This window comes from Mycolicibacterium psychrotolerans (genome assembly GCF_010729305.1).
Taxonomy (GTDB): Bacteria; Actinomycetota; Actinomycetes; order Mycobacteriales; family Mycobacteriaceae; genus Mycobacterium; species Mycobacterium psychrotolerans.
The window spans coordinates 5,430,514-5,447,462 of the sequence record NZ_AP022574.1 but is presented as its reverse complement, the minus strand read 5'-3'; the positions used below and the strand labels follow the sequence as shown (position 1 = coordinate 5,447,462).

Below are 16,949 nucleotides of genomic sequence, written 5' to 3'. Positions count from 1 at the left end.
TACAGACAAAAGATCAGATACCAGTCAGAACGGAAGGATCAGCGATGCCGATCCCGTCAGGACCCTCGGGTGCCGCTCTCACCACCGACTTCGACCTGATGTCGGCGGTGGCGGGCCGGACCGACGCCCGTAACGAAGAGATCCGGTCGATGCTGCAGTCGTTCATCGCGGAGATGAGCAGCGTGCCGGCATCGGTGTGGGGTGGGGTCGCCGCCGCCCGGTTCCGCGACGTGGTGGAGCGGTGGAACGCCGAGTCGCTGCGGCTGCACGCCGCCCTGCAGCGCATCTCCGAGACCATCCGGGACAACGAGCGTGTCCTGCGCGAATCCACCGACGGCCATTCCCAGGCCATCGGTTCCGTGGCCGCCCATCTCTAGAGGAGGACCAGACATGGATCCGATGCTGTCGTACGACTTCGCCGAGATCGAACACACCATCCGCCGGCAGATCCACCTCACGTCGGCGCGATTCAACGCCGCTCTCGACGACCTGCGGACGCAGATCGCCCCGCTGCAGCAGACCTGGACGCGCGATGCGGCCGATGCCTACCGCGTCGAGCAGGACCGCTGGGAGCGATCCGCCGCGGCGCTCAACGACATCCTGTTCAGCCTCGGCAATGCGGTCCGCGACGGCGCCGACGACGTCGCCGCCACCGACCGCACGGCCGCCAACGCCTGGGGCGCCTGAGCACCCCGCCGCAGTCTGTGCGGCCCCCGAGAGGAGGGGAGCCGATCGGGGGTCGCACAGTACTGTCCGCCACTGTGGGCCGCCCAGCTGGGCTAGGCTGGCAGCGGGTGTGATGGCGGACACTGAGGAACGCCGCGTGGCAACTGCGAAGACGACGAACGGACGGGCGACAACCCGCCCGTCTCCGTCGGCGCTGCGTACGGTGCACGAACGGTTCATCGCCGGCGAGGTCGACGCCGACTACCTCAACTCGTCGCTGCGCCCGGTCGTCGCGCAGAGCTGGGAGCGCAGCCTGGCCGTCGGCGTCGATCCCGACTTCCACGGCGCCCGGCCCGCCGAAGCCGTCACCGCGATCGCCCGGCTGCGCGACACCCACCCGCTCGCGCCCGCTCTGCCCGTCATCCGCCGGCTGCTGGTCAACGACGCGGTCGACTCCGGTGTGGTGGTGGCCGTCAGCGCCGCCGACGGCACGCTTCTGTGGGTCGAAGGCGATCCCACGGCGTGCCGCAAAGCCGAGGCGATGAACTTCGTGCCCGGCGCCGACTGGAGTGAACGCGGCGCCGGCACCAACGCGCCCGGTACCGCGCTGGCGCTCGACCGCGAGCTGCAGATCCACGGCTCGGAACACTTCTCCCGCATCGTGCAGCCGTGGAGCTGCACCGCCGCACCCGTGCACGACCCGACCACCGGGGCGCTGCTCGGCGCGATCGACCTGACCGGCGGCGCCCAGGTCGCGTCGTCGCAGACGCTGGCGCTGGTGCGCGCCACGGCGGTGGCCGTCGAGAACCATCTGGCACTGCTGCGGTTGGCGGGCGTCGCGGCTGAGCCGGCAGCGCGCAAGCCGCACCTGGTGGTGCTCGGCGGGGACCGGCCCCGCTGGGTCACCACCGACAGCTACGGCCACCTGCAGGCCACCCATCTGACCGGCAGGCACGCCGACATCCTGGTGCTGCTGAGCCGGCATCCCGAGGGCTTGTCGGCCGACCACCTCGCGGTGCTGCTCGACGACAAGGACCTCGACGTCGTCACCGTGCGCGCCGAGATGTCGCGGCTGCGCAAGGTCATCGGCGCCGAGAACCTCGGCTCGCGGCCCTACCGGCTGCTGGCGCCGATCACCAGCGACATCGGCGAGGTGTTCGACGCGCTGGACGCCGGCGACGTCGAGGCGGCGCTGAACCGGTACACCGGGCCGCTGCTCACCCAGTCGGTGTCCCCGGCGGTGGCGCGGCTGCGCACGCAGCTGTCGGCGACACTGCGCGAGGCCGTCCTCGCCGAGAGCGCGCAGGGGCGCGTCGGGCTGCTGCGACGCTGGCTCGAGCTGCCCGAAGGCCGCGACGACCGTGACGGCTGGCAGGCGCTGCGCGACTGTGCCGGGCTGAACGCGGTCGCCCGCGCCCGCGCGGGTGGGCACCTCGCGGGACTGGACTTCGAATTCGGCTGATCTGCTCCTGGTGATGCAACCGTGCTGCAACGGTGGCGCGCGTACCTTCAGTGACGCACACCACACGAGCAGGAGTACCACTATGACTGTGTATGCCCGACCGGGGACCGACGGCTCGCTGATGTCGTTCAAGCCCCGCTACGAGAATTTCATCGGCGGTCAGTGGGTCCCGCCGAACGCGGGCCGCTACTTCGAGAACCCGACGCCGGTGACCGGTGAGTCGTTCACCGAGGTGCCGCGCTCCGACGAGAGCGACGTCGAGAAGGCGCTCGACGCCGCCCACGCCGCCGCGCCGGCCTGGGGCAAGACTTCGGCGGCCGAACGGGCGGTGATCCTCAACAAGATCGCCGACCGCATCGAGGAGAACCTCGAGTCCATCGCGCTGGCCGAGTCGTGGGACAACGGCAAGCCGATCCGCGAAACGCTGAACGCCGACATCCCGCTGGCCGTGGATCACTTCCGCTACTTCGCCGGATGCATTCGTGCACAAGAGGGATCGCTGTCCGAGGTCGACGTCGACACCGTCGCCTACCACTTCCACGAACCGCTGGGCGTGGTCGGTCAGATCATCCCGTGGAACTTCCCGATCCTGATGGCCGTCTGGAAACTGGCCCCGGCACTGGCCGCGGGCAACGCCATCGTCCTCAAGCCCGCTGAGCAGACGCCCGCATCGATCCTGTACCTGTTCGAGGTCATCGGCGACCTGCTGCCCGCCGGCGTGGTCAACATCGTCAACGGGTTCGGCGTCGAAGCGGGCAAGCCGCTCGCGTCGAGCAACAGGATCTCGAAGATCGCGTTCACCGGCGAGACCACCACGGGCCGGCTGATCATGCAGTACGCCTCGCAGAACCTGATCCCGGTCACCCTCGAGCTCGGCGGCAAGAGCCCGAACATCTTCTTCAACGACGTGATGGCCGCGGCGGACAACTACCAGGACAAGGCGCTCGAGGGCTTCACGATGTTCGCCCTCAATCAGGGCGAGGTGTGCACGTGCCCCTCGCGCTCGCTGATCCAGGCCGACATCTACGACGAGTTCCTCGCGCTGGCCGCGATCCGCACCAAGGCGGTCCGGCAGGGCGACCCGCTCGACACCGAGACGATGATCGGCGCGCAGGCCTCCAACGATCAGCTCGAGAAGATCTTGTCCTACATCGAGATCGGCAAGAGCGAGGGCGCACAGGTGGTCACCGGCGGTGAGCGTGCCCAGCTCGGCGGCGACCTCAACGGCGGCTTCTACGTCGCGCCGACGATCTTCACCGGTCACAACAAGATGCGGCTGTTCCAGGAGGAGATCTTCGGGCCGGTCGTGGCGGTCACGTCCTTCAAGGACTACGACGAGGCCATCAGCATCGCCAACGACACGCTGTACGGGCTCGGCGCCGGGGTGTGGAGCCGTGACGGCAACACCGCCTACCGGGCCGGGCGCGACATCAAGGCCGGCCGGGTGTGGACCAACTGCTACCACCAGTACCCCGCGCACGCGGCGTTCGGCGGCTACAAGCAGTCCGGCATCGGCCGGGAGAACCACAAGATGATGCTCGACCACTACCAGCAGACCAAGAACCTGTTGGTCAGCTACAGCGACAAGGCCCTCGGCTTCTTCTGAGCCGCTGACCAGACGCAAACTCGCACGGATTCCCCTCGATCCGTGCGAGTTTGTGTCTGTTCGGCCATCGATCGTGGACCAAAAGTCCCTTATCCGGCACGGGCTTTCGGCGTGGGATCGACACATGACCGAGAACACGATGCGCGCCGCCGTTGTCCACCAGCTGGGTTCCCCGCTGACGATCGAAGAGCTCGAGCTGCCCAAGCCCGACTACGGCGAAGCCGTGGTGAAGCTCGAGACTTCAGGCGTGTGCCACACCGATCTGCATGCCGCACATGGTGATTGGCCCGTCAAGCCGACGCCGCCGTTCGTCCCCGGCCACGAGGGCTACGGCACCGTGGTGGCCGTCGGCGACGGCGTCGACGACCTGAAAGTGGGGGACAAGGTCGGCAACGCGTGGCTGTGGTCGGCGTGCGGGCGCTGCGAGTACTGCCGCACCGGCTGGGAGACGTTGTGCGAGCACCAGCGCAACGGCGGCTACACCGTCAACGGCAGCTTCGGGTCCTACATGCTCGTCAACGCCGCCTACGCCCCCCGCATCCCCGACGGACTCGATCCGGTCGAGGTCGCGCCGATCCTGTGCGCGGGCGTCACCGTCTACAAGGGCCTCAAGGTCACCGACACCCGGCCGGGGCAGTGGGTGGCGATCTCCGGGATCGGCGGCCTGGGCCATGTCGCGGTGCAGTACGCGATCGCGATGGGTCTGCGCGTCGTCGCGATCGACGTGGACGACTCCAAGCTCGCGCTGGCCACCGGCCTCGGCGCCGAAGTCGTCGTCAACGCCCGCACCGCCGACGTCGTCGCCGAGGTGCAGACCGCCACCGGCGGCGTGCACGGTGTCCTGGTCACCGCGGTGCATCCGGAGGCGTTCGGTCAGGCCATCGGGCTGGCGCGGCGCGGCGGCACCATCGTGTTCGTCGGCCTGCCGCCCGGCGACTTCCCCGCGTCGATCTTCGACATCGTGCTCAAGGGGCTGACGATCCGCGGCTCCATCGTCGGGACCCGCCAGGACATGGTCGAGGCGATCGACTTCTTCGCCCGCGGGCTGATCCACCCGACGGTGCACACCGCCGCGCTCGACGACATCAACACCGTGTTCGCCGACATGGAGCAGGGCCGCATCGACGGCAGGGTCGTGATCGACTACCGCTGAGAGCTCCGCATGTTTACCCGGCCGCATTTCTGAGAAGTACCTGTACGGCTCACCCCGGACACAGGCAGGGAGTACAGCGTGTCGACGAACTCAGAACGCCGAGTCGCGGAGCATCAGAAGCCCGATGACTACCTGCAGCAGCGCCAGCTGAAATCGGGGAGCGCAGGCTGGCTTCTGCTCGCCGGCCTCGGCGTCGGGTACGTGGTGTCGGGGGATTACTCCGGCTGGAACTTCGGCCTCGCCCAGGGCGGGTTCGGCGGGCTGGCCATCGCGGCGGTCATCATCGCCGCGATGTACCTCGCCCTGGTGCTCGGCATGGCGGAGCTCTCCTCGGCGCTGCCCGCCGCGGGCGGTGGCTACACCTTCGCCCGCCGTGCGCTCGGTCCCTGGGGCGGGTTCGCCACCGGTACGGCGATCCTGATCGAGTACTCGATCGCCCCTGCCGCGATCGCGACGTTCATCGGCGCCTATGTCGAGTCGCTCAACCTGTTCGGCATCCGCGACGGGTGGTGGGTGTACCTCGCGGCGTACGCCGTCTTCATCCTCATCCACCTGTCGGGGGTGGGCGAGGCGCTCAAGGTGATGTTCGTGATCACGGCGGTGGCCCTCGTCGGTCTCGTGGTCTTCGCGATCGCGGCGGTGGGCCGCTTCGACGCGGCCAACCTCACCGACATCGCGGCCACCGACGCCGCAGGCGCCTCGTCGTTGCTGCCGTTCGGCTACCTCGGCATCTGGGCGGCGCTCCCGTTCGCGATCTGGTTCTTCCTGGCCGTGGAAGGCGTGCCGCTGGCCGCCGAGGAGGCCACCCGGCCGGAACGCAACGTGCCGCGGGGCATCATCGCCGCGATGGGCGTGCTGCTGGTCACCTGCGTGACGGTGCTCGTGCTGGTGCCCGGGGCGGGCGGCGCCGACGCGATGTCCGGCTCGGGCAACCCCCTGGTCGAGGCGCTGGGTGACACGGCCGCGGCCACCGTCGTCAACTACATCGGCCTGGCCGGGTTGATCGCCAGCTTCTTCTCGATCATCTACGCCTACTCGCGGCAGTTGTTCGCGCTGTCGCGTGCGGGGTACCTCCTGACCGCGCTGTCGGTGACGAACCGGCGCAAGGCGCCGACGCTGGCGCTGATCGTGCCGGGCCTCGTCGGCTTCGCGCTGTCGCTGACCGGGCAGGGCGACCTGTTGCTCAACATGGCGGTGTTCGGCGCCGCCGTCAGCTACGTGCTGATGATGGTCAGTCACATCGTGCTGCGCCGGCGCGAACCGGACATGCCCCGTCCGTACCGGACGCCCGGTGGCGTCGTCACCACCGGCTTCGCGCTGGTCATCGCTTCGCTGGCAGTGGTCGCGACGTTCCTGGTCCACGTCGTCGCGGCCCTGTGCTGCCTGGGCGTGTTCGCGTTGTTCATGCTGTACTTCGCGGTCTACAGCCGGCACCGACTGGTGTCGAACTCGCCCGACGAGGAGTTCGCGATGGTCGCCGCGGCCGAGGACACGTTGTCCTGACCGCCACCGCTGCGCCAGGAGGCGTTTTGACCTGCGGCGACAGCCGCAGGTAAGCTGCCTCGTTGGCGTGCGCTGCGCTTGCCGGAACCTCGGGTCTCCGTCGGTCGCCGAGGCAACGAGAGCGTACGCCCGACCGGCACCCGGACAGCCCGGGACTCACCCGAGAGAAGAAGAGGTAGCGCTGTGCCTACGTACACGCCGAAGGCGGGTGACACCACGCGTTCGTGGTACGTCATCGACGCCACCGACGTGGTGCTCGGCCGGCTCGCCGTCGAAGCAGCCAAGCTGCTGCGCGGCAAGCACAAGCCGACATTCACGCCGAACGTCGACGGCGGTGACTTCGTCATCGTCATCAACGCCGACAAGATCGCCGTCAGCGGCGACAAGCTGACCAAGAAGTTCGCCTACCGCCACTCCGGGTATCCCGGCGGCCTGCGTCGGCGTTCGATCGGCGAGCTGCTGCTCAAGCACCCGACCCGCGTCGTGGAGAACGCGATCATCGGCATGCTGCCGCACACCAAGCTCAGCCGTCAGGTCCAGAAGAAGCTGAAGGTGTACGCCGGCCCGAATCATCCGCACGCCGCGCAGCAGCCGATTCCGTTCGAGATCAAGCAGGTGGCCCAGTGACCGAACCCGAGTACACGACCGAGACCGTCGAGACCGACGTCCACGTCGAGTCCGAGGCCGCTCCGCGCGAGCCCATCGTGATCGACCGCCCGATCCAGACGGTCGGCCGCCGCAAGGAGGCCGTCGTCCGCGTCCGCCTGGTGCCCGGCACCGGCCAGTTCCACCTCGACGGCCGCACCCTGGAGAACTACTTCCCGAACAAGGTGCACCAGCAGCTGATCAAGGCGCCGCTGGTCACCGTCGATCGGCTGGAGCATTTCGACATCTATGCCCACCTCGACGGTGGCGGCCCCTCGGGTCAGGCCGGCGCGCTGCGCCTGGCCATCGCTCGGGCGCTCATCATCGTCCAGCCCGAGGACCGGCCCGCGCTCAAGCGCGCCGGCTTCCTCACGCGTGACCCGCGTGCCATCGAGCGCAAGAAGTACGGTCTGAAGAAGGCCCGCAAGGCGCCTCAGTACAGCAAGCGCTGATCACTTCTCGACACGGCGCCCGGTCGCTCCATTCGGAGTGGCCGGGCGCCGTGCCGTTGATCCTCCGTCCGGATGGCCGCGCCGGCGGTTAGGTTGCTCGCAGAATCGTGTGAGAGGTTGTCACCATGGCTCGACTGTTCGGCACCGACGGCGTGCGCGGAGTCGCCAACCGGGATCTGACCGCTGAATTGGCGATGGCCCTGGGCGCCGCGGCGGCGCGGCGCCTCATCAGAGCCGGCACGGCCCGCCGACGGGTCGCCGTGGTGGGCCGCGATCCCCGCGCCAGCGGCGAGATGCTGGAGGCGGCCGTGCTCGCCGGCGTGACCAGCGAAGGCGTCGACGTGCTGCGCGTCGGTGTGCTCCCGACCCCCGCGGTGGCCTACCTGACCGCCGCCTACGACGCCGATTTCGGCGTGATGATCTCCGCCTCCCACAACCCGATGCCCGACAACGGCATCAAGATCTTCGGCTCCGGCGGTCACAAATTGGACGACGACACCGAGGACCGCATCGAGGAGCTCGTGCACCAGGGCCCGGGTGACCGGCCCACCGGCGCGAACATCGGCCGCGTCGTCGCCGCCGAGGACGCGCTGCAGCGCTACCTGCGGCACGTCGGCACGGCGGCCGCCACTCGTCTCGACGCCCTGACCGTCGTCGTCGACTGCGCACACGGTGCGGCCTCGACCGCGGCGCCGCTGGCATATCGCGCCGCCGGCGCCAACGTCATCCCGATCCATGCCGCCCCCGACGGCGTGAACATCAACGACGGTTGCGGCTCGACGCACATGGACGCGCTGCGATCGGCGGTGGTGTCCTACGGCGCCGACCTCGGCCTCGCACACGACGGCGACGCCGACCGCTGCCTGGCCGTCGACGCGCACGGCCGGGTCATCGACGGCGACGCGATCATGGTGGTGCTGGCGCTGGCCATGCAGGAGGCCGGCGAGTTGGCGGGCAACACGCTGGTGGCGACGGTGATGAGCAACATGGGTCTGCACCTGGCGATGCGGGCGGCCGGCATCGAGGTCCGCACCACCGGTGTCGGAGACCGCTACGTGCTCGAGGAGCTGCGCGCCGGGGCGTTCGCGCTCGGCGGCGAGCAGTCCGGGCACATCGTGCTCCCCGAGTTCGGCACCACCGGCGACGGCATCGTCACCGGACTGCGGTTGATGGCGCGGATGGCCCAGACGGGTCGCAGCCTGGCCGACCTGGCGGCGCCGATGCAGACGTTGCCGCAGGTGCTGATCAACGTGGAGGTGGCGGACAAGGCCACGGTCGCCGACGCACCGTCGGTGCGCGACACGGTGGCCGCCGTCGAGGCCGAGCTCGGAGACACCGGCCGAATCCTGTTGCGTCCGTCGGGAACCGAACAGGTGGTGCGGGTGATGGTAGAGGCCGCCGACGAGGACACCGCACGGCAGCTGGCGGTGCGGGTCGCGGAGTCGGTCAGCGCGGAAAGCTGACGTCCCCGGGAACCGTCCGGGCGTCCCCTGCGTCCAACTACATATGGGGACCACAGGCGTCGACGCGGTGATGGTGCGCGCAATCGCGCGGGAATACGAGACGGCGGCAGGCATCGTCGACGGCGCGGCACGACATCACCTGGGCGCGTTGACGTTCGGCGGGTCGACGGCCGGGCGGGCGTACGTGGCGCACGGGGAGGCGCTGCGCGGGGCGCTCGACGAGGTGGTGCTGGCGCTGCGCCACTGGTCCCGGGCGGCTGCGGAGATCGGCTCGGTGCTGCGCTCCTCGGCTGACCGCTACGTCGAGGCGGACGCGCGCGCCGCCGAGCGGGTCGGGTAGTCGGTGGTCGCGGAGTTCGACGTGCCCGGCCGGTTGGCGCAGGGACGCCCGGCGGTGGACACGGTGTCGCAGTACGTGTGGGCCAGTCACCAGGTGGGCTATCAGGATCCGGACCTGACGCTGCATCCCGGCCAGCTACGCGACTGGTACGGCACCGAGGACGGCATGAATCTCATGACGCTGCAGCAGGATTGCGCGGCATTCGATGCGGCGGTGCGCGCCGCCGACGAGGCGCTCGCGGTCCAGGAGCGACAACTCGCCGCGCTGCCTGCCGCCTGGCAGGGGGCGGGCGCACAGGCATCGCAGGACTTCCTGCGTCGCCATGGCATCGCGTCGGCAGGCGTGGCGGCCGCGGTGCGTACCGCCGCCGAGGCGCTGCGCCGGGTGTCCGAGCAGGTATGGCGGGCTGTCGACGCCAAGGTCGAGGCTGTCGCGGCCGTCGAGGCGGATGTCGGCGCCGCGCGGGCGGACTGGCTGGCGGCTTCGGCCACGGTCATCTCCGGGGCGGGGGACCGGGCCGCCGCCGCCGAACTGGTGGACAGCGCGGTGAAGCCATTCGTGGTCAACAGGATTCGCACCGACTGGTTGTCCGCCGTGCAGGCTGCCGGCGCGGCGGTGGCTGACGCCTATCAGGGCGCCACCGCCGAGATTCGCGCCGGCTCGCACGCCACGTTCGAGATACCCGGTGACCTCGGACCCACGGCACCACCACCGCTGCGCCGCGAGAGCCACACCCCGGCTTCTGCACCGGCACCGGCACCGGCACCCGCATCCGCACCCGTCCCGGCCGCGGCAGGCCCTGTCGCTCCCGTGCCGACCATGCCCACGGCGTGGGAGCCGCCGCCTCCGCCACCCGCTCCTCTGGCTGCGCCACCCCCACAGGCATCTGCGCCGATGACCCCGGCGATGGGCGCACCGATGCCCGATCTCGGCGGCGGCCTGGGCGGCGGCGGCGGTCTCGGCGGCGGTGCGCTGCCGGCCGTCGGTCAGCGGTTCGCCGACGCGTTGAGCGGATTGCTGGGCAGCGGGACGGGCGACGCGGGTCTCGAGCCGCCCGACCTGGAGCCGCCCGAGCTCGACCCACCGGACCTCGGCGACGATCCGGCCGAGGAGGACGACCCCGAGGAAGAGAAGGATTCCGAGGACGAGGATCCCGAGGACAAGGGAGGCCCCGAGGACGAGAAGGACCCCGAAGTCGAGGGGGTCACCGAGGGGGAGACCGAGGGGCCGCCCGTCGAGCCGGTCGAGCCGGTCGCACCGGACGGTCCCGCCGAGACGGTGCCACCGGCCGAGCCGCCACCGGCACCGCCACCGGCCGAGCCGCTCCCGCCGCTCGACGACCGGACCCCGTGCGCGATCGCCGCCGACGAAGTCCCGCAGGTCGGCGAGCCGGCGGGGTAGCCTCCGCGACGACCACAGCCACGTGGTGACCGGGCTAGCCGGTGTGCGACACCGTCAGCCGCGCGCGAGATGCCGGCTGATCACCAGCCGCTGAATCTGGTTGGTGCCCTCGAAGATCTGCATGATCTTCGCTTCGCGCATGTAGCGCTCCACGCGGTAGTCGCGGGTGTACCCGGCGCCGCCGAACACTTGAACGGCATCGGTGGTCACCTTCATCGCCGCGTCGGTGGCGGTCAGCTTGGCCACCGACGCCTGCCGCGAGTACGCCATGCCGGCGTCGCGCCGCCGGGCCGCGTCCAGATACGTCGCACGCGCCGCGTCGACCGCGGCGGCCATGTCGGCCAACACGAATGCCAGCCCCTGGTGGTCGATGATCTTGCGGCCGAACGTCGTCCGCTCCTGGCTGTACGCCACCGCCGCATCGAGTGCGGCCTGTGCGAGCCCGACCGCGACGGCAGCGATGCCCAGTCGGCCGGAATCCAGAGCGCTGAAGGCGATCTGAAGGCCCTGGCCCTCGGCGCCGATCCGCCGGCCGGCGTCGAGGAATGCGTCATCGTAGTGCGCCGCGGTGGTCGGCACCGCGTGCAGTCCCATCTTCTCCTCGGGCCTGCCGAAGGTCAGCCCCTCGGTGTCACCGGGAACGAGGAAACACGAAATGCCCTGGGCGCCTTCGTCTGTACGGGCGAAGAGGTTGTAGAAGTCGGCGATTCCGCCGTGGGTGATCCATGCCTTCGAGCCGGTGATGCGATAGCCGCCGTCGACGGCGGTCGCCTTGCACGTCAGCGCGGCGGCGTCGGAGCCGGCCTGCGGCTCGGACAGGCTGTAGGCGCCGATCGTGGATCCGCCGAGCATGTCGGGCAGCCACCGGTCGCGCTGTTCGTCGGTGCCGAACATCATCAACGGGTGACACGACAGGCCGTGCACGCTGACGGCCACGGCAACAGCGGCCCACCGCGCGGCGATCTCCTCGAGCACCTGCAGGTACACCTCGTAGGGCTGACCGCCGCCGCCGAAGTCCTCGGGATACGGCAGGCTCAGCAGCCCGGCCTCGCCCAGGGTGGCGAACACGCCGTCGGGATAGGTCTCGTCCCGCTCGTGCCGGTCGACGATCGGATCGAGCACCTTGTCGGAGATCTGGCGGGCGAGCTCGATGAGCTCATGCGCCTCGTCGCTGGGCAGCAGCCGGTCCACAGGCATACGCCGGACAGTACTACAGGATCGTCTGCAGTACTATCAGCCGGGTGAGCACGCCAGCGTTCGCCACCCGCCGGCGCACGGAACTGTTCGACGCGCTGGTGGCGCTGTTTCTCGCCGAGGGGTTCGCGCACCTGACGCTCGACGACATCGCGGCCCGGTTGCGCTGTTCCAAGTCGACGCTCTACACGCTGGCGGCCAGCAAGGAGCAGTTGGTCGCGGCCGCCACGGTGCACTTCTTCCGGTCGGCCACCGAGTTCGTCGAAACGCAGGTGGCCGCCGCCGACAGCGCCCGCGAACGCATCGCGGCGTACCTGTCGGCGGTGGGCGCGGCGCTGGATCCGGCGTCAGACCAATTCATGTCTGACCTCGACGCCTTCGCCCCGGCGCGCGCCACCTATGAGACGAACACCCGCATCGCGGCGGGCCGGGTGCAGGAGCTCATCGCCGAGGGAGTGGCCGGGGGCGAGTTCCGCGACGTGCATGCCGCGTTCGCCGCCGAGCTGGTCGCGACGATGATGGTGGGCATCCAGCAGCGCGCGGTGCGCCAGCGCACCGGACTCGACGACGCGGACGCCTACCGTGAGCTGGCGGCGATCCTCACCGGCGGGATCCAGGTCTGATCTAATCGGCCAGGTTGAACGCTGCAATCACCTTGGTCGGCGTGACCCGCACGATCAGTTCGTCCGGTACGCCGTTGCGCCGGCCGAACTCCTCGGCCCGGTCGGCGCCCATGTACCGGCCGCCGATGCGGGTGGCGACCGCGACCAGTTCGTCGGGGTCCTCGCTGGTGGTCGCGGTGCCCTGGATCTGGACGAACGAGAACGGTGGACGGTCGTCGTCGACGCAGATCACCACGCGCGGATCCCGGGCCAGCGCGCGGCCCTTCGCGGTGTCCGCGCCGGTGTTGAAGACGAGGTCGCCACCGTCCACGACGAACCACACCGGCGCGACGAGCGGCCGCCCGTCCGAGGCCAGGTAGCCCAGCTTCGCGGTACGCGTGCCCTCGGACAGGAAAGCGATGACGTCCTCGGTCAGCTCGGTCACACCAGCGACTGTAGTTCCTCGACGAAGGCCACGGTCTCGCGTCGGTCGCCCGTCAGCGGATGCACCAGCAGCGTCGTCACGCCGGCTTCGGCGAACGCCGCCACCCGCTCCTTGACGAATCCGCGCGGACCCACCAGCGACACCTGGCGAACCAACTCGTCGGGCACCGCGTCGATCGCCTCGGTCTTCTTGCCCGCGAGATACAGATCCTGAATGTGATCGGCCACTTCGCCGAAGCCGTAGCGGGTCGCGAGGTTGTGGTAGAAGTTGCGCCCGCGCGCGCCCATGCCGCCGATGTAGAGCGCCAATTGTGGCTTCGCCCAGGCCAATCGATCGTCGACGTCCTCGCCGATGGCCAGGCTCGCGCTGACCATGACGTCGAGCGGTCCCAGCGCTGGGTCGCGCTTGGCCGCGCCGGCCCGCAGCGCGTCGCCCCAGACGTCGTCGGCCTTCTCCGGGTAGAAGAACACCGGCTGCCAGCCCTCGGCGATCTCGGCGGTCAACTCGACGTTCTTCGGCCCCAGGGCGGCGATGGTGATCGGGATCCGTTCGCGCACAGGGTGATTGATGAGCTTCAGCGGTTTTCCGAGCCCGGTGCCCCGCTCGGCCGGCAGCGGCACCTGATAGTGCTTGCCCTGGTAGTCGATCCGCTCGCGACGCCACACCTTCCGGCAGATCTCGACCACCTCGCGGGTGCGGCCCAGCGGTGCGTCGAACGGCACGCCGTGGAAGCCCTCGACCACCTGCGGCCCCGAGGTGCCCAACCCGAGCCGGAAGCGGCCGTCGGAGACGTAGTCCAGCCCGGCCGCCGTCATCGCCATCAGCGCCGGGGTGCGGGTGTAGATCGGGACGACGCCCGTGCCGAGCTCGATCCGCGAGGTGCGGGCGGCGAGGAAGCCCAGCTGGCTGATGGCGTCGTAGGAGTACGCCTCGGCCACCAGCGCGATGTCGACGCCGATCTTCTCCAGTTCGACGACCTCGTCAACCGCATCGAAGAAGCCGCCCGCATAGCTGAGAAAGATGCCCGTCCGCATCACTTACATATACACCCAACCAGTTGGTTGGGAGCAGTCCGGCTCAGGGCTTGAGCAGAGCGACGACCTTGTTCTCCAGATCCACGGGGTCGTCGGAGAACGGATCGAGCACGGCCGCCTTGGGCAGCACGGCCTCGGGGTCGGCGAAGTCCCGGTACGGCCCCTTGCCCTTCTCACTGGTGAGCATGTGCAGCAGGTAGCCCGTCATCAGCGCCCGGACGATGCGCTGCGTGCCCTTGTCGGCGCCGGGGAGCCCGACCACGGTCGCCAGCCGCCTGCCCTCGACCAGGCCGCCCGCCTTGGTCTTCGAGGTGGACCGCAGCGTCGCCGGCTTCCACGCCCGCGCCAGCTCCACGGCGTTCGAGCGCAGCGTCATCGGATCGCCGGGGTCGGTCAGGATCAGCCCCGGGACGGTCAGTCCGGCGGCGGGCTGCTCGGCCGGTGGGCTGGAGACCAGCGGGTACGCCGCGAACACCGCCCTCGGCTTCGCCGGCATCCCGGCGGCGGCGAACACCGCGGCCGATGCGCCGAAGCCGTGCCCGGCGACAGCCAACTTGCCCGGATGCACGCTGATGTCCCCGGCGCCCAGCCGGACGCCTGCGATGATGTCCAGCGCTGTCCCCAGGTCGTAGGCCAGGTTCAGGACCGACGGCGCCAGCGACGTCTCGGTGTTGGGCGCTGCCGCGACGATGCCCCAGGACGCCAGGTGCTCGAGCGTGCCGTCGTAGCGCTCGGCCGATGTGATCCAGTCGTGGCCGAACGCCACACCGGGCAGATTCTTGCCGGTGGCCGGTGTGTAGACGGTGCCGGGAAGACCGGCAAAGGCCAGGTCACCGCGCAGAACCTTGTGCGGGCCGCGGCGGGTCAACGCGCTGAAGAGCTTCTTCGTGCTGGCCACGCGACGACCGTATCCCACCCGGGTGGACAGCGTCTTCTGCCGTACCCTGGATTGCTATGTGCGGAATCGTCGGCTACGTCGGGCAGCGCCCTGCCTGCGGGATCGTCGTCGACGCGCTGCGCCGCATGGAATACCGGGGATACGACTCCTCGGGCGTGGCGCTGGTCGACGGGCACGGCGGTCTCACGGTGCAGCGCAAGGCGGGCCGGTTGGCCAACCTGGAGGCGGCGCTGACCGAGGCCGGGGCGGACAACCTGGTCGGGTCGACCGGGCTCGGCCACACCCGCTGGGCCACCCACGGCAGGCCGACCGATCGCAACGCCCACCCGCACCGCGACGCCAGTGGCAAGGTCGCCGTCGTCCACAACGGGATCATCGAGAACTTCGCCGTGCTGCGCGCCGAGTTGGAGGCCGCCGGCGTGGAGTTCGCCAGCGACACCGACACCGAGGTCGCCGTGCACCTGGTGGCCCGCGAATACGACGACGGTGCCCACGCCGGTGACTTCGCGGCGTCGGTGCTGGCGGTGCTGCGCCGGCTCGAGGGTCATTTCACGCTGGTCTTCGCCCACGCCGACGATCCGGGCACGATCGTCGCGGCCCGCCGGTCCACGCCGCTGGTCCTCGGGGTCGGCGAGGGGGAGATGTTCGTCGGATCCGATGTCGCGGCCTTCATCGAGCACACCCGCGAGGCGGTCGAACTGGGCCAGGACCAGGCGGTCGTGGTGACTGCCGACGGCTACCGGATCACCGACTTCGACGGTCGGGACGCCGATCCTTCGCGGGACTACCGGCGTTTTCACATCGACTGGGACGTCTCCGCCGCCGAGAAGGGCGGCTACGACTACTTCATGCTCAAGGAGATCGCCGAGCAGCCGGCCGCGGTGTCCGACACGCTGCTCGGCCATTTCGTCGACAACCGCATCGTCCTCGACGAGCAGCGCCTGTCCGATCAGGAACTACGGGACGTGGACAAGGTGTTCGTCGTCGCGTGCGGCACCGCCTATCACTCCGGGCTGTTGGCCAAGTACGCGATCGAGCACTGGACGCGGCTGCCGGTCGAGGTCGAGCTGGCCAGCGAGTTCCGCTACCGCGATCCCGTTCTGGACAGCCACACCCTGGTGGTGGCGATCTCGCAGTCGGGGGAGACCGCCGACACGTTGGAAGCGGTGCGCCACGCCAAGGAGCAGAAGGCCAAGGTGCTGGCCGTGTGCAACACCAACGGCAGCCAGATCCCGCGCGAGTGCGACGCGGTGCTCTACACCCGCGCCGGCCCGGAGATCGGGGTCGCGTCGACCAAGACGTTCCTCGCCCAGATCGCGGCGAACTATCTCGTCGGCCTGGCCCTGGCCCAGGCGCGGGGCACGAAGTACCCCGACGAGGTGGCGCGCGAGTACCACGACCTTGAGGCCATGCCCGATCTGATCGCGCGGGTGCTGGCCACGGCCGAGCCGGTCATCGCGCTGGCCAAACAGTTCGCGGCGTCGCAGACGGTGCTGTTCCTGGGCCGCCACGTCGGCTACCCGGTCGCGCTCGAGGGAGCGCTCAAACTCAAGGAACTGGCCTACATGCACGCCGAGGGCTTCGCCGCCGGTGAGCTCAAGCACGGCCCCATCGCGCTGATCGAGGACGATCTGCCGGTCATCGTGGTGATGCCGTCGCCGAAGAATGCGGCGACGCTGCACTCCAAGCTGCTGTCGAACATCCGTGAGATCCAGGCCCGCGGCGCCGTCACGATCGTCATCGCCGAGGAAGGCGACGACACCGTGCGGCCCTACGCCGACCACCTGATCGAGATTCCGGCGGTCTCCACGCTGTTCCAGCCGCTGCTGTCGACCATCCCGATGCAGCTGTTCTCGGCCGGCGTCGCGCAGGCCCGCGGCTACGACGTCGACAAGCCTCGCAACCTGGCCAAGTCGGTTACCGTCGAGTAACCTTCTGAACAGCGCGATTATGACTCTCCTGTCAATTAAGGGAGAATTAAGAGCAATCTGTTAACGCTGCCCGCCCCGGCATCGATATATCCGGTTAGAACCGTTATGCAAGCAGCGGTGCCGGTGCCATGCGCCCGGCGGACGACGGACTTCC

General features: G+C 69.7%; 17 protein-coding genes. 13 read left to right on the top strand and 4 right to left on the bottom strand.

Annotated features, from left to right (window positions below):
- The first annotated feature begins 44 nt into the window (after positions 1 to 44).
- From G6N45_RS26195 to G6N45_RS26145, 11 genes are all read left to right on the top strand, one after another.
- Positions 45 to 377, top strand: coding sequence for a WXG100 family type VII secretion target (locus G6N45_RS26195; protein ID WP_163726838.1), 333 nt, complete (start codon positions 45 to 47; stop codon positions 375 to 377).
- Positions 378 to 390: 13 nt separating this feature from the next.
- Positions 391 to 687 carry a WXG100 family type VII secretion target gene (locus tag G6N45_RS26190; protein WP_057151065.1) on the top strand — a complete coding sequence of 99 codons (297 nt, stop codon included), beginning with the start codon at positions 391 to 393 and terminating at the stop codon, positions 685 to 687.
- A gap of 112 nt (positions 688 to 799) precedes the next feature.
- Positions 800 to 2,128 (top strand): helix-turn-helix domain-containing protein, encoded by a 1,329-nt coding sequence (locus tag G6N45_RS26185; protein WP_179965245.1) that lies wholly within the window; start codon positions 800 to 802, stop codon positions 2,126 to 2,128.
- An 82-nt stretch (positions 2,129 to 2,210) separates the two neighbouring features.
- On the top strand, positions 2,211 to 3,734 hold the full coding sequence (exaC, locus tag G6N45_RS26180) for an acetaldehyde dehydrogenase ExaC (RefSeq protein WP_057151064.1): 1,524 nt from the start codon (positions 2,211 to 2,213) through the stop codon (positions 3,732 to 3,734).
- 124 nt (positions 3,735 to 3,858) lie between these two features.
- Positions 3,859 to 4,887, top strand: a complete 1,029-nt coding sequence (gene adhP, locus G6N45_RS26175; RefSeq protein ID WP_179965244.1) for an alcohol dehydrogenase AdhP — start codon at positions 3,859 to 3,861, stop codon at positions 4,885 to 4,887.
- Positions 4,888 to 4,965: 78 nt separating this feature from the next.
- On the top strand, positions 4,966 to 6,390 hold the full coding sequence (gene eat / locus G6N45_RS26170) for an ethanolamine permease (RefSeq protein WP_163726832.1): 1,425 nt from the start codon (positions 4,966 to 4,968) through the stop codon (positions 6,388 to 6,390).
- Between the two features lie 183 nt (positions 6,391 to 6,573).
- Positions 6,574 to 7,017: a 50S ribosomal protein L13 gene (gene rplM / locus G6N45_RS26165; protein WP_057151062.1), complete on the top strand. Its 444-nt coding sequence runs from the start codon at positions 6,574 to 6,576 to the stop codon at positions 7,015 to 7,017.
- On the top strand, positions 7,014 to 7,487 hold the full coding sequence (rpsI, locus tag G6N45_RS26160) for a 30S ribosomal protein S9 (RefSeq protein WP_057151061.1): 474 nt from the start codon (positions 7,014 to 7,016) through the stop codon (positions 7,485 to 7,487). Before rplM ends, rpsI begins: the two co-directional genes overlap by 4 nt.
- Before the next feature lie 125 nt (positions 7,488 to 7,612).
- Entirely contained in the window at positions 7,613 to 8,950 is a 1,338-nt protein-coding gene (gene glmM, locus G6N45_RS26155; protein WP_163726829.1) for a phosphoglucosamine mutase, read from the top strand.
- A 43-nt stretch (positions 8,951 to 8,993) separates the two neighbouring features.
- A complete protein-coding gene (locus G6N45_RS26150) occupies positions 8,994 to 9,290 on the top strand; it encodes a DUF7162 family protein (protein ID WP_163726826.1) in 297 nt (98 codons plus the stop codon).
- 3 nt (positions 9,291 to 9,293) lie between these two features.
- Entirely contained in the window at positions 9,294 to 10,691 is a 1,398-nt protein-coding gene (locus G6N45_RS26145; protein WP_163726823.1) for a hypothetical protein, read from the top strand.
- 54 nt (positions 10,692 to 10,745) lie between these two features.
- On the opposite strand, the gene G6N45_RS26140 is transcribed toward G6N45_RS26145, so the two are convergent.
- Complete coding sequence (locus G6N45_RS26140; RefSeq protein ID WP_163726818.1) at positions 10,746 to 11,888, bottom strand: acyl-CoA dehydrogenase family protein; 1,143 nt, start codon at positions 11,886 to 11,888, stop codon at positions 10,746 to 10,748.
- A 44-nt stretch (positions 11,889 to 11,932) separates the two neighbouring features.
- Here G6N45_RS26140 and G6N45_RS26135 point away from each other — a divergent pair, with 44 nt between their 5' ends.
- Positions 11,933 to 12,508, top strand: a complete 576-nt coding sequence (locus G6N45_RS26135) for a TetR/AcrR family transcriptional regulator (protein WP_163726815.1) — start codon at positions 11,933 to 11,935, stop codon at positions 12,506 to 12,508.
- Position 12,509: 1 nt separating this feature from the next.
- On the opposite strand, the gene G6N45_RS26130 is transcribed toward G6N45_RS26135, so the two are convergent.
- From G6N45_RS26130 to G6N45_RS26120, 3 genes are read right to left on the bottom strand one after another with little or no spacing between them, the layout of a single operon-like run.
- Positions 12,510 to 12,932, bottom strand: a complete 423-nt coding sequence (locus G6N45_RS26130) for a PPOX class F420-dependent oxidoreductase (RefSeq protein ID WP_163726812.1) — start codon at positions 12,930 to 12,932, stop codon at positions 12,510 to 12,512.
- Positions 12,929 to 13,966: an LLM class F420-dependent oxidoreductase gene (locus G6N45_RS26125; protein ID WP_163726809.1), complete on the bottom strand. Its 1,038-nt coding sequence runs from the start codon at positions 13,964 to 13,966 to the stop codon at positions 12,929 to 12,931. Before G6N45_RS26125 ends, G6N45_RS26130 begins: the two co-directional genes overlap by 4 nt.
- 43 nt (positions 13,967 to 14,009) lie before the next feature.
- The gene (locus G6N45_RS26120) at positions 14,010 to 14,864 is read right to left on the bottom strand and encodes a dienelactone hydrolase family protein (RefSeq protein WP_163726806.1); all 855 of its coding nucleotides are present in this window, start codon (positions 14,862 to 14,864) and stop codon (positions 14,010 to 14,012) included.
- A 56-nt stretch (positions 14,865 to 14,920) separates the two neighbouring features.
- Here G6N45_RS26120 and glmS point away from each other — a divergent pair, with 56 nt between their 5' ends.
- Positions 14,921 to 16,795 (top strand): glutamine--fructose-6-phosphate transaminase (isomerizing), encoded by a 1,875-nt coding sequence (gene glmS, locus G6N45_RS26115; protein WP_163726802.1) that lies wholly within the window; start codon positions 14,921 to 14,923, stop codon positions 16,793 to 16,795.
- The last annotated feature ends 154 nt before the right edge of the window (positions 16,796 to 16,949 follow it).

Excerpts from the sequence above, each read along its gene's own strand:
- G6N45_RS26195 (WP_163726838.1), top strand. The coding sequence starts at position 45 with ATGCCGATCCCGTCAGGACCCTCGGGTGCCGCTCTCACCACCGACTTC.
- G6N45_RS26150 (WP_163726826.1), top strand. The coding sequence starts at position 8,994 with ATGGGGACCACAGGCGTCGACGCGGTGATGGTGCGCGCAATCGCGCGG.
- glmS (WP_163726802.1), top strand. The coding sequence starts at position 14,921 with ATGTGCGGAATCGTCGGCTACGTCGGGCAGCGCCCTGCCTGCGGGATC.
- G6N45_RS26185 (WP_179965245.1), top strand. The coding sequence starts at position 800 with ATGGCGGACACTGAGGAACGCCGCGTGGCAACTGCGAAGACGACGAAC.
- G6N45_RS26140 (WP_163726818.1), bottom strand. The coding sequence starts at position 11,888 with ATGCCTGTGGACCGGCTGCTGCCCAGCGACGAGGCGCATGAGCTCATC.
- adhP (WP_179965244.1), top strand. The coding sequence starts at position 3,859 with ATGACCGAGAACACGATGCGCGCCGCCGTTGTCCACCAGCTGGGTTCC.
- exaC (WP_057151064.1), top strand. The coding sequence starts at position 2,211 with ATGACTGTGTATGCCCGACCGGGGACCGACGGCTCGCTGATGTCGTTC.
- glmM (WP_163726829.1), top strand. The coding sequence starts at position 7,613 with ATGGCTCGACTGTTCGGCACCGACGGCGTGCGCGGAGTCGCCAACCGG.
- G6N45_RS26190 (WP_057151065.1), top strand. The coding sequence starts at position 391 with ATGGATCCGATGCTGTCGTACGACTTCGCCGAGATCGAACACACCATC.
- G6N45_RS26125 (WP_163726809.1), bottom strand. The coding sequence starts at position 13,966 with ATGCGGACGGGCATCTTTCTCAGCTATGCGGGCGGCTTCTTCGATGCG.